This is a genomic window from Curtobacterium herbarum (assembly GCF_016907335.1).
Taxonomy (GTDB): Bacteria; Actinomycetota; Actinomycetes; order Actinomycetales; family Microbacteriaceae; genus Curtobacterium; species Curtobacterium herbarum.
The window spans coordinates 810931-823282 of record NZ_JAFBBT010000001.1 but is presented as its reverse complement, the minus strand read 5'-3'; the positions used below and the strand labels follow the sequence as shown (position 1 = coordinate 823282).

The window sequence follows — 12352 nt, the reverse complement described above, 5'->3', positions numbered from 1 at the left end:
AGGTGAGGCTAACCTAACCGGCGCGCGAACCGCCAGCCGGAGACGCGTGCGCTTTGATGGTCCTCATGAACCTGCTGACCGTGGACGGCCTCGCCGCCGTGACGAACGTGCTCGACCTCGCCGGGGTCTTCGCGTCCGCACTGCTCGGTGGCGCGGTCGCCCGGTCGATGGACTTCGACCTGTTCGGCTTCCTGGTGGTGGGGTTCGTCTCGGGCCTCGGCGGCGGGATGCTCCGCGACGTCCTGCTGCAGAACGGTCCCCCGGTCGCCCTCACCGATCCGCTGTACGTGCCGGTCGCGGTGGCCGGGGCGCTGGTCGCGTTCTTCGTGTCGTTCTCCGAGCGCGGGTGGGACCGGCTGTTCACGTTCCTCGACGCCGCCGTCATCGGGTTCTGGGCGGTGGTCGGGGTGCAGCGCACGTTCGACGCCGGGCTCGAGTGGCCGGCCGCGATCATCATGGGCACCATCACCGCGGTGGGTGGCGGGGTCGGGCGTGACCTGCTGCTCCGACGCGTGCCGGCGGTGTTCGGCGGCAACGCCCTCTACGCCTCGGTCGCGGTCGCCGCGTCGGTCGTGATGGTCGGTGCGTCCGCACTCGGCTCGCCGACGATCGGCATCATCGCCGCCGTCGTGCTCTCGCTGCTGCTGCGCTGGGGCGCCGTCCGCTGGGGCTGGGGTCTGCCGAACGGCCGCAACTGGCAACCGCAGTCGCGGCTCGCCTCGCTGCTCGGACGCGGCCGTGGGCGCGGGCGGACACCGCGGCCGGTCCGGCCGGTCGGTGCGCGGGTGCTCCGTCGGCCCGGGCAGCGCGCGGGCGCCGGTGGGCTGCACACCGGCAGCATCCGGATCGAGGGGCTCCGCGGGGAGGGCCGCGGCGACGGCGGGCACGGTGGCGACGGGCACGGTGGCGACGGGCACGGCGCCGAGGGGTACGGCGCTGCGGCGAACGGCGTTGCGGGGCCGCGCACCGGCGGGCTGCGCCCGGACCCGGACGCGCCACATCCCGCGGAGCGCCACGAGGACTGAGCCGCCGCCCTGTCGCCCGCCGCAGACACGACGTACACTCGAGACCGCCGGGTATCGACCCGGCTGCACTCCCCGAGACGACGAACCGACGTGACCCGAAGACGGCGGTCCGGTCGTGGGGCGCGCAGGCACCGTCCGTGCCGGCACGAGGGGCCACCGCTCCGCGCGTGATCAGACACGCGGTGCGGTCCCCCGGGCCTGCCGGCGGGAGCACCGGCCCCAGCCGCGGGCACCGCCGCGACGAGCACACGCGTCATCCGCACACCCCGCACCAGCACCACCCGCACCAGCAGAGTCCCGGAACAGGATCCTCCGATGACCGACGCAACCGACCCGGTCGATCCGGGGACATCGGAGGACCGCACCACGCCGGTCCCCCGGACACCACGGTCCGAGGTCCGGGAGCGTCTGCTCGCCGCCGGCTCCCGGGTCTTCGCCGAACAGGGCGTGCACGAAGCCCGGCTCGACGCCGTCGCCGCGGCCGCGGGCTTCAGCAAGGGCGCCGTGTACTCGAACTTCTCCTCGAAGGAGGACCTGGTCGCGCAGGTCATGCAGCGCGCCACGAGCATGGTGCTCGCGTCACTGCAGGAGCTGATCGGGCTCGACGTCAGCGCCGCGGACATCAGCGACGTCGTCCGGGCGGCCTTCGGGCGGCACGACCAGAGCGCGCAGTTCGCCCTGCTCTCCGAGCTGCGTGCCTACGCCATGCGGCACCCGGAGTTCATGCCGGAGTTCGTCCGCCAGCGTCGCACCCTGCAGGACGGCGTGCGCGAACTCGTCCACACCTGGTTCGCCGCGCACCCCGAGGTCGACCCCGGCATGCCGCTCGACACCTTCGCGACGATCCTCATCGCCACGAACTCCGGCATGGTGTTCGACGCACCGGCCCTCGACGGCATGCACCCCGGCGACGCGGTCGCGACCGTGGTGGAGGCGGTGCTCCGGCCGCGCTGACCGGCCGGCCGGGCCAGCACGGTGCGCGACCCAGCGGTGCCGGGGGCCCGCGGCGCAGGGGTCGGGCGGTGCCGGTCGGTCGGCCTCCGGGGCCGGGTCAGCCCGCCGCCGGCGCCGGCCGACGGTCGGACGGACGACCCGAGGGCAGCACGCTCGGCGGGAGCAGGCGGGACCGGACCACACGACCACCGGACACGGCGGCGTCCAACGCGGTGCGGGCCTCCTGGACGGACCGCAGGAGCGCCTGCGTGTCGGAACGGCCGTCGGCGGCGAACCGCTCGTGGTCGACGGCGTCCACCACGGACCGCAGGTGCGGCAGCACCGATGGCGGCACGACCGATCGGAGCCGACCGAGGTCGGCGCGTGCCGTCCGGGCGACCGCCGCAGCGTCCCCGGGTGGAGCCGATCCCGGTGTGCAGCCGTGGTCGGCGAGGTCGTCGAGCAGCTCGCGCCAGGCGGTGACGGCCGGGTGTCGCCCGGCGGCGATCCCGCTCAGTCGTCGGTGCCGTCGCGTCGCCCGCACCGCACCCGGGGCGGCGAGCACGGCCAGGGCGACGAGCACGCCGACGAGCACACCCCACGGGACGGGGCCGCCGCCGGTGCTGCTGCCGCCCGCAGCGGCGGCGGTCGGCGTCGGGGTCGGGGTCGCCGAGGCGGACGAGGGGGCGGTCTCCCCCGGGGCCGGCAGGGGCGTCTCGGTCGGGGCCGGAGCCGGGGTGGCGGAGGCGGAGGGCTGCGGCTGTGCGGCCTGGTCGGAGTCCGGCGTCGGCTCGAACGACACCCAGCCGGCGCCTCGGATGTAGAGCTCCGGCCACGAGTGCAGCTGGCGGTTCGACACCGTGTACTGGCCGTCCTCACGGCTCGCACCGGCGCGGTAGCCGACGGCGATGCGGGACGGGATGCCGAGCGTCCGGGCCATCACGGCCATCGCGGACGCGAAGTGCACGCAGTAGCCGGAACGCTCCTGCAGGAACCGGGCGACGACGTCCATGCTGTCGCCGTCGTAGCCCTGCTCGACCGGTGCCGTCTCGGAGTAGGTGAACAGGCCGCTGCGGAACCACCGCTCGAGTGCCCGGGCCTGGGCGTAGTCGGTGGTCGCGCCGGCGTCGACCCGGGCCGCGGTCGTGCGGATCACGGCCGGCAGGTCCTTCGGCAGTTCCGTGTCGGTCCGGAGCTGCGCCCGGGACGGCACGACGAAGCCGCGACCGTCCGCCTGGGACAACCGGCCGGACGCGGCGATGGCGTCCAGGTAGGCGTTCGCGGAGACCGAGGCGCCGTACGCCTCGTAGACCGCGCCGCGTCGGGTCGCCGGACCGGCCGAGCGCACCGTGTTCGCGTCGCCGGACCAGCGCCACTGGGTGAGGTCCAGGTTCGTCGACTTCGACTCGACCGACATCGCACCGGCGGGCACCGGCAGGTAGTTGCTCGACAGCCCGGTGATCTGGACGGTGACGTCCCCGCGGTCCGCCAACCGGGGGTTGATGCCGTCCACCCGTCGGGACTGGTCGGCGGTGTCCGAGGTCGAGGCGTCGGTGACGGTCGGCACCCAGTCGCCGGTGCCGAACTCGTCGAGGTCCGCGAGCTTGAGGTACTCCGGCTGCCCGTCGGAGGACCGGTAGCGGAACACCTCGAGCTCGTTCGGACGGCGGAGGTCCTGGCCGAGTTCGAGCAGGGTGCCCGGGCGTCCGGGTTGGATCGGCGACTGGATCGCCCCGGTCACACCGGAGAGCCAGCCGGCGTTGATCGGCACGAGGACGGGCAGGCCGATCGCCACGACCAGGCCGATCGCGCCGACGACGGCCGCCGGGAAGACCCGTTGCACCGGTCGGACCGAGGTCCACAGCAGCGCCAGGAAGGCCAGCGCGGTGCCGGCGATCAGCCACGCGGACGGGGCCTCGCCGGTGATGATGCCCGGCACCAGCAGGATCACGAGCGCGGGTGCGGCGGCCAGGGCGGCGGTCGGGGCCACGGCCGCCAGGAACAGCGAGGCACCCGCGACCCAGGCGATCGCCACCGTCACGATCAGGCGGATCGAGTCGGTCTGCGGCAGCGGTGCCGGGTTCAGGCGGATCGCCGCGAGCGTCTGCCCGAGGGCGCCGTTCCGGTCGAGCCACCCGAGCGGTGCGGTGTCGTTGAGGAGCGCGGCGGCGCAGGAGCCGAGCACGAGCGTGGCGACGAGCGCCACGAACCGGACACCACGCGGTCGCGTCCGGACGCCGAGCACGACGGCGACGAGCACGGCGGTGAAGACCACGCCGGACAGCCACCACGAGACACCCTGCACGAGCGGCCGCATCGCGAGCGCGGCGACCAGGACGGGCACCGGGGCGAGGGCGACGACCCAGGCGCCGGGGCTGTCCGGGCTGCGGTCGTCACGGTCCAGGACCTCGCGGACGTCGACGTGCTCGCGCTGCCGACTCGGGCTGGTGGCGGTCATCGGCTGTGTCCGCTCGGGCTGGTGGCGGTCATCGGCTGTGTCCGCTCGGGCTGGTGGCGGTCATCGGCTGTGTCCGCTCGTGGTCGTGCCGGGCACCGGGACCACGAGCACGCGCCACCCGGCACGGCCCATGATCCCGCGCACGACGGGGTCCGGGGCGACGACGGTGACGAGCACACCACGGCTCGACCCGTTCGTCGTGGAGACGAGTTCGGCCGCCTCCTCCGCGCTGCAGTGCCCGGTGACGACGGCGGTCATGCCGTGCACGTCACGGCCGCGCACCTCGTGCAGGACGTCGGTCAGTTCGCGGGCGTCCGAGCGGGGCTGCACGTCGGCCAGCCCCACGAGGACCTCCGACAGCCCGCCCGCGTCGCCGCTGTGTCGGACGTCCCCGCCGGGGCCGTCGCTGACGAGCGCGACCCGGGAGGTGCGTGCCGACAGGGCCCGCGCGACGCTGGCCGCCACCACGACGGCGTGCTCGAAGGCCTGGTCGCCGCCGAGGTCGGACAGTTCCGACAGGTCGTCGCGGCCGAGCTGCTGGTACGAGGATCGGCGCACGTCCAGGGCGACCACGGCCTCCGGCGGCTGCGCCTGCGTGGTCTGGCGGACGTGCAGGACGCCTCGCTTCGCGCTCTGCCCCCAGTGCACGCGACGGATCGGGTCGCCCGGTCGGTAGGGACGGAGCTCACTGTCGTCGGCGGAACCGCCCTGACCGACCCGGCCCTCGTCCGCGGAGACCGCGCCGACGAGCGCACCGGTGTCGAGTGCGGCGAGCGGCGTCGTCCCGGGGACCACGACGACCTCCTCCGCCGGCACGACCGGACGGTCGATGCGGAGCAGGCCGAACGGGTCCTCGACGCGGACCGTGACCGGGCCGACGAACGCCCTCCCCCGCTGGATCGCGAGGGCTTCGACGTCGAGCACGGCCGGCGGGGCACCCGGTCCGATGGTGATGAGCGACGCGGCCTCGTTCGTGCTCACGAACAGGTCGTCGAGCTGCTCTCGGACCAGCAGCGTCGACCGCGGCGCGAACCGCACCTCGGACCCGCGGAGCGTGACGCGTTCCCGGTAGACCTCCCCCACCTGCACGATCGCGCGCGGTGCCGACCGGGAGGCGCGGAGCGGCGCCGCCACGGCCAGTGCGGTGACGACACCCGAGACGACGAGCACCAGGAGCAGGAGCCCCGCGGACACGGCGACGCTCATCGAGGCGACGAGGCCGCCGCCGACCAGGCCGAGACCGACCGCGAGGACCGTCCAGCCCCGGAGCGTCGGCCGGGGGAACGGGGTGCGGCGCAGCATGCCGAGCCCGCGACGGCCGATCCGGGACAGCGCCGAGCCGGCCGCGCCCGCGCGCAGCGCGAACGGTCGGACGGCGGGGCGCTGGTCGGCCATCAGGAGCGGACGGGGGTCGCGGTGAACGGCACCGCGGTGTCGGAGACGATCCGGACGACGATCCCGCGGGCGGTGTCCTCCGCCGAGCCGCCGAGGCCGCGGGCCACCGGGACGAGCCGGTGTGCCAGGACCACCGGGGCCAGGGCGGCGACGTCGTCCGGGGTGACAAAGCTCCGGCCGAGGAGCGCCGCGTGCGCCCGGGCGGCCTGCGCCAGGTGCAGGGTCGCCCGCGGGCTCGCGCCGAGCAGCAGGTCGGGGTGCATGCGGGTGGCACGGACGAGCTCGACGATGTAGGCCTCGACGTCCGCGGCGATGTGCACCGTGCGGACCGACGCGATCATCGCGCGGAGCGTGTCGACGTCGACGACCGGACGCAGGTCGGCGAGCGGGTCGTGACCACCGCGGGCCGCGAGCATCCGCCGCTCGGCACCGGGGCTCGGGTAGCCCATCGCGATGCGCGCCATGAAGCGGTCGCGCTGCGCCTCCGGCAGGGGGTAGGTGCCCTCCATGTCGACCGGGTTCTGCGTCGCGACGATCATGAACGGGGACTCGAGGGGTCGGGTCACGCCGTCGACCGTGACCTGCGACTCCGCCATCGCCTCGAGCAGCGCCGACTGGGTCTTCGGGCTGGTGCGGTTGATCTCGTCGCCGATCACGACGTTCGCGAACACCGGCCCGGGCGAGAACCGGAAGGTGCCGGACGACTGGTCGTAGATGTTCACGCCGGTGACGTCCGAGGGGAGCATGTCCGAGGTGAACTGGATGCGGCTCACGGACCCGCCGACCGAGGCCCCGAGTGCCTTCGCGAGCACGGTCTTGCCGACGCCGGGGACGTCCTCGACGAGCAGGTGCCCCTCCGCCAGCATCACGGTGAGAGCGGTGCGGATCGCCTCGCTCTTGCCGTCCACCACGGTCGCGACCGACGCCATGACGGCCGCCCCCGCGTCCTGGATCCGGTCGATCGGGACGGTGTGGTGGGTCAGCTCCGGCACGCAGGTCTCCTCGCCGCTGGGTCGATGTCCGGCGATGCTACAACGGCCGAGTGAGCGCAACCGGAGGATGCGTCACCGAACGCGTCGTCCGGACGGGAGGCCCGTCACCGCCCCGGCAGGGAGGACAGGTTGAGCGACCACATCGCGACCCCGTGCACGCCGAGTTCGCGGGCCAGGTCGCGTCGGACACCGTACGACCGCTCGTCCGACCAGTGCAGCTGCCGGCCGTCCGCGAGCGTCGCCGACCACTCCCCGGTGCGGTCCGACCACACCGCACGGTCGCCGGCCAGGTGCGACGCCCGGGCGGCCGGGATCGGGGCGGGGTCCGCGCCGGGACCCCAGGCGTAGCCGTAGCCCGCGACGCCGACGTCGATGCGGTCCGCGGGCAGCCCGCCGGCGATCGCGGTCCGGAGTGCCTTCCGTGTCCACGGCAGCGACCCGATCGTCCCGGCGTCGCTCCACGGCCCGTGCTGGTCGTAGGTCATCAGCACGGTCCGGTCCAGGTGCGGCGCGAGCCCGGCCAGGTCGTAGCCGCGCGAGCGGTACTCGGCCGGGTCCGTGGAGGACATCATCGCGATGGACACCTCGGCGTCCGCCCCGAGCCGCTCGCGGACCGCCGTGCGGAGCGCCCGGGCGAAGGCGACCAGGTCGGCCTGGTCCTGGGAGCGCATCGACTCGAGGTCGATCTGCACGCCGTCGGTCCCCAGTCGCGCAGCCAGGTCGACGAGCTCCCCGACGACCCGGGCCCGGTTGGCCGACGACGACAACAGGGCCGTGGCGCCCTCGGGCGAGAAGTCCCCGATGCTCGAGGAGTAGTTGCTGAAGAGCACCTCGGTCCGGGCTCCGGCCGTCGCGGCCACACCGACGAGTTCCCCGACGTCGCCGGAGGTCGGCAGCAGGTGCGTGCCGTCGTCGGAGAGTGCAGCCCCGTCGACGCCGATGACGTCGGCGCCGCGGTCGACCGCGGTCCGGACGCGTTCGGCGGCGCCGCCACCGGGTTCGACGTAGCCCTCGATGCCGCTACCCGCGCCGTTCCCGTCGTCCTTGCCGTCGGCGTTGCGGTCGGCGCTGCACCCGGCGAGCAGCAGGGCGGCGACCGCGACGGTCGCCGCGGCAGACGTCATCCGTCGCATCACCCGATGACCGTAGCCCGTGCGACAGCCCGAGACCCGGTGCGCCCGGAGTGGGCGGCCCGGGAGCACTGCCAGCGAGACGACGAAACCCCGATCCGCTGAGCGGGACCGGGGTTTCGTGGAGTGCGGAGACGGAGGGATTTGAACCCTCGGTCCCCTAGAGGGGACTCCACCTTAGCAGGGTGGTGCACTCGGCCTGACTATGCGACGTCTCCAGGTGTTCGACGACGAGCATACAGGAGGTCCGGCGGACTCTCGACCCGGTCGGACCACCGGATCACAGCCCCGGACCGCGGACCGCAGACCGGGGACCAGCCAGGCCGGTTCACCGCGTGCGTGCGGCATCGAATCGGCCGGTCCCCCGAATTGGGGACGATGAGGGGTTGCTGTTGTGTACCCCGGTGCCTAGTCTGATCCTGACGTGGCATCACATTCCGGGGCGTCACACCCCCGTCGCCGCGACACAGCACCCAGCAAGAGCACGCAGTGCACCACCCAGATGTCGCTCCCCGTGGCCTGGGCCTGACGCCCCGATCGTCAGTGCCCGCCCGGGGAGCGACCTGGTTCCGGGACGTCCGCGGTGCCGCCGGGGTCCTGAGGGCCCGGCACCGGTCAGGCCGTCTCGGCGCTGCGGAACCGCTCGGGCAGCGCGATGAGCAGCTCGGACAGCTCGGTCAGCCGCACGGCGCACAGGGCGACGTCGTCCGCGAGCGCGGCGTTCCGTGCGGCCTTGACGACCTGCATGCGCCGGGTCCAGTCCGCCGCGACGTCGATGCCGTTCGCCCGGGCGATGTCATCGGTGTGGAAGACGTCGAGCACCGTCTGCTGTGACCGCAGCCAGTCCGCACTGACCGGGGCTCCCGAGCGCCGGAGCACCCAGACGGCGAGCTCGACGAACGCGCCGGCCTCGGACAGGCAGTCGCGCAGGACGGACGGGTCGAACGGCTCGTCGGCCCGCGCGCAGCTGGTCGGCGGATCGACGAGCATCGACTGCGCGATCCGGGTGCGCTCGACCATCTGCCCGACCGTCCACGGGGCGATCACGACGCCGACGTAGCGCTGGACGATGACCAGCCGCAGGGCTTCGAGCGGGACGAGGGCTTCGCGCACCGGCGTCCGGGACACCCGCATGTCGTCGGCCAGGGCGTCGAGTCGCAGACGCTGCCCACGGCGGTAGTGGCCACGCAGGATGTTGCGCAGCATCCGCTCGAACACCGCGTCGCGCAGCAGGTTCCGCGGCACGCCGAGCGGGTCGCCGGCACCGGCAGCAGTCGGGGCGCCCGGAGCGCTGGCAGCACTGCTGGGCACGTCGCTGTCGACACGCAGGGGTTCGGTCATCAGGTCACCGTCATGCACAGCGGCCCCGATGGCCGAGGGCGTCGGCGGCCCGGTGGACAACCGCGCCGGTCTGTCGTCTGTGGAGGACAGCGCGCTGTCCTCTCCGGCGGTGTGGTGCCGGTGTGGTGGTGTCGTGCATCGGATCCTCCGTGACCACGGCCCTCCAGGACGGGACCGTGGCCACGAGGATCACAGAACGCGACGCCAGCCGCTAAACATGTTGCATCAGGAGTTTCGCTTGCCCTCCGCGCTGTCCTTGCCGGTGAGCACCGACAGGGGCTGCGTGATGTCCTCGAGCCCCTTCCGGGCGGCATCGACCCCGAAGACCAACGCGACCACCCCGCCGATGATCATCACCGCCGACCCCAGCAGGTACCCCCAGAAGAGCGGTTCACGGTCCGAGCCGTCGCCGATGAACGCGCCGTAGATGAGCGGGGCGACGGCACCGAAGACCTGGGCCAGGGCGAAGAAGTACGAGATCGCCTGCGACCGCAGCTCGAGCGGGAAGATCTCGCTCACGGTCAGGTAGGCGCTCGAGGCACCGGCCGACGCGAAGAAGAACGAGATGCACCAGAACACGACCTGGACACCGGCGCTGATCGCGTCCGCCCGGAACAGGAACGCCGAGGTCGCGAGGACGAGCCCGGACACCAGGTACGTCAGGAAGATCATCTGCCGCCGACCCCAGGTGTCGAAGAAGCGGCCGAGGATGATCGGGCCGAGCAGGTTGCCGATCGCGAACGGGAAGAAGTAGATCGACGTCTCAGCGGTCTTCAGCCCGAAGAAGTTCGTCAGGACCAGCGCGTAGGTGAAGAAGATCGCGTTGTAGAGGAACGCCTGCGTGATCATCATCGTCGCGCCGACCAGTGTGCGGGTCGGGTACTGCTTGAGCAGCACGCGGGCGATCGTCAGGAACCCGACGTTGTCCATCGGGGTGACCGTCAGCGCCTTGGACTGCGGCACGGGCTCGAGCTTCGTGCCGGACTCCTTCTCGACCTCCGCCTCGATCCGGGCGACGGTGTCCTCGGCCTCCTGCTCCTTGCCGTGCGTCATCAGCCACCGCGGACTCTCCGGGATGTGCCGACGCAGGAAGATGATCGCGATCCCGAGCACCGGGCCGAGGAAGAACCCGATGCGCCACCCGATGCTCTCCGAGAAGTTCGCCGTGTCGAGCAGGTAGATGTTCGCCGCCGCGCCGAGTGCCGCACCGCCCCAGTAGGTGCCGTTGATCGCGATGTCGACGTGCCCGCGGTACTTCGCCGGGATCAGTTCGTCGATCGCGGAGTTGATCGCGGCGTACTCACCGCCGATGCCGAGACCGGCGACGAAGCGGAACACCGCCAGGAACCAGAAGTCCTGCGCCAGGCCCGCGACGCCGGAGCCGATCAGGTAGATCGCGAGCGTCAGGATGAACAGCTTGCGGCGACCCAACTTGTCGGACAACCGCCCGAAGACGAGGGCGCCGACGACCTGGCCGACCAGGTAGATGCTGCCGAGGGACGCCACGTCCTGGTTGCTCAGGCCCAGGTCCGCCTTGAACCCGGCGTTCGACACGATCTGGATCTCGAGGCCGTCGAGGATCCAGGACACCCCCAGGCCGACCACGACGCTCCAGTGGAACCGGGTCCACGGCAGTCGGTCCATCCTCGCCGGGACCAGGCTCGTCACCGATCCGTCTCGCGTTCCGCTGGCGCTCGCCATGCGCATGCTCCTTCCGCGGCGAGCGCCCTCGGCTGCCGCAGAATCGGAACGTACGCCTCAGCCGCCGCCCAGGTTCGGAGCCGGCGAGAACCGGCCCGGAACAGGGGGGCCGACGGACGGGAGGCGCGGGACGGCCCCGCCACGGGCCTCCAGTCAGTACCGTGGTCGCGTGCCGCTGCAGAACTCGACCGACCGCATCCTCACGACCCACACGGGGTCGCTCCCCCGGACGCCGGAGCTGACCGCGCTCCTGGTCGCCCGCGACCAGGGCAAGCCCTTCGACGAGCAGGCGCTCCGCGAGGAGACCGCCGCGGTCCTCGCGCGCACCGTCGACGCGCAGCTCGACGCCGGGATCGACATCGTCAACGACGGCGAGGTCCCCCGCGTCGGCTTCTCGACCTACATCCGCGAGCGCCTGTCGGGGTTCGGCGGGACGGGCCACCGCAAGCCGACGCTCGACTCGGTGAAGTTCCCGGAGTACGCGGCGTTCCAGGCCCGACAGATCGACGAGGGCGCCGAGTTCGCCCGCGTCTGGGACACGCCGGTGGCCCAGGGACTGCTGCAGTACGACGAGGAACGCGCCGGCATCCGCGAGGACCTCGACGGCTTCACCCGCGAGCTCGACCGGAACGCCGCTGCCGGACGCACCCCGGCCGGCACGTTCCTCTCGGCGGCGACGCCCGGGATCGTCGCGACCACGCTGCTGCTCGACGACGCGAACCCGCACTACGCCGACCACCGCGAGTACGTCTTCGCCCTCGCCGAGCAGCTCCGCGTCGAGTACGAGGAGATCGTCGCCCGCGGGCACGTCCTGCAGCTCGACGCCCCGGACCTGGCGATGGAACGTGTGATCCACTTCGGCGACGCCTCGCTCGACGAGTTCCTGGCGGCGGTCGACCTGCACGTCGACGCCCTCAACCATGCGCTGCGGAACATCCCGAAGGAGCAGACCCGGCTGCACGTCTGCTACGGCAACTGGCAGGGTCCGCACCAGGACGACGTGCCGGTCGACGTGCTGCTGCCGCACCTGTACCGGGCCGAGGTCGGGTCGTTCAGCATCCCGTTCGGCAACCCGCGGCACGCGCACGAGTTCCCGGCGTTCCGCGACCTGCCGCTGCCGGACGGCGCGGTCCTGGTGCCCGGGGTCATCGACGTGACGACGAACTACCTGGAGCACCCGCAGCTCGTCGCGAACCGCATCGTCGAGGCGGCGGAGGCCGTGGGCGACCCGACGCGCATCGTCGCGGGCACGGACTGCGGGCTCGCCACCTTCGCCAGCTACGAGTTCGTGGCGTCCGACGTCGCGTGGGCGAAGCTCGGCGTGCTCGTCGAGGGCGCCGAGATCGCGTCCCGCCGCCTGTTCGGGTAGAGCTCCCG

General features: G+C 73.0%; 9 protein-coding genes and 1 tRNA gene. 3 read left to right on the top strand and 7 right to left on the bottom strand.

Features of this window, described 5'->3' with window-relative positions; all coding sequences use genetic code 11:
• The first annotated feature begins 65 nt into the window (after positions 1-65).
• Together JOD51_RS04015 and JOD51_RS04010 are read left to right on the top strand one after the other, a co-directional pair.
• Entirely contained in the window at positions 66-1025 is a 960-nt protein-coding gene (locus JOD51_RS04015; protein ID WP_239539770.1) for a trimeric intracellular cation channel family protein, read from the top strand.
• A gap of 315 nt (positions 1026-1340) precedes the next feature.
• Positions 1341-1979 (top strand): TetR/AcrR family transcriptional regulator, encoded by a 639-nt coding sequence (locus tag JOD51_RS04010; protein WP_204607129.1) that lies wholly within the window; start codon positions 1341-1343, stop codon positions 1977-1979.
• A 97-nt stretch (positions 1980-2076) separates the two neighbouring features.
• Here the strand turns inward: JOD51_RS04010 and JOD51_RS04005 are convergent, their stop codons facing one another.
• The 7 genes from JOD51_RS04005 to JOD51_RS03975 all read right to left on the bottom strand — a co-directional run bounded on the left by JOD51_RS04005 (position 2077) and on the right by JOD51_RS03975 (position 10975).
• The gene (locus tag JOD51_RS04005) at positions 2077-4416 is read right to left on the bottom strand and encodes a transglutaminase TgpA family protein (RefSeq protein ID WP_204607128.1); all 2340 of its coding nucleotides are present in this window, start codon (positions 4414-4416) and stop codon (positions 2077-2079) included.
• Positions 4417-4476: 60 nt separating this feature from the next.
• Complete coding sequence (locus tag JOD51_RS04000; protein WP_204607127.1) at positions 4477-5811, bottom strand: DUF58 domain-containing protein; 1335 nt, start codon at positions 5809-5811, stop codon at positions 4477-4479.
• Positions 5811-6740: an AAA family ATPase gene (locus JOD51_RS03995; RefSeq protein ID WP_204610798.1), complete on the bottom strand. Its 930-nt coding sequence runs from the start codon at positions 6738-6740 to the stop codon at positions 5811-5813. Before JOD51_RS03995 ends, JOD51_RS04000 begins: the two co-directional genes overlap by 1 nt.
• 167 nt (positions 6741-6907) lie before the next feature.
• Positions 6908-7927, bottom strand: a complete 1020-nt coding sequence (locus JOD51_RS03990) for a glycosyl hydrolase family 18 protein (protein ID WP_204607126.1) — start codon at positions 7925-7927, stop codon at positions 6908-6910.
• Between the two features lie 135 nt (positions 7928-8062).
• A tRNA-Ser gene (locus tag JOD51_RS03985) sits at positions 8063-8151 on the bottom strand.
• A 397-nt stretch (positions 8152-8548) separates the two neighbouring features.
• The gene (locus JOD51_RS03980) at positions 8549-9274 is read right to left on the bottom strand and encodes a GntR family transcriptional regulator (RefSeq protein WP_204607125.1); all 726 of its coding nucleotides are present in this window, start codon (positions 9272-9274) and stop codon (positions 8549-8551) included.
• 225 nt (positions 9275-9499) lie between these two features.
• On the bottom strand, positions 9500-10975 hold the full coding sequence (locus JOD51_RS03975) for an MFS transporter (protein WP_239539769.1): 1476 nt from the start codon (positions 10973-10975) through the stop codon (positions 9500-9502).
• A 169-nt stretch (positions 10976-11144) separates the two neighbouring features.
• On the opposite strand from JOD51_RS03975, the gene JOD51_RS03970 reads away from it, so the two are divergent.
• Positions 11145-12344 (top strand): cobalamin-independent methionine synthase II family protein, encoded by a 1200-nt coding sequence (locus JOD51_RS03970; RefSeq protein ID WP_259559292.1) that lies wholly within the window; start codon positions 11145-11147, stop codon positions 12342-12344.
• Positions 12345-12352 lie beyond the last annotated feature (8 nt).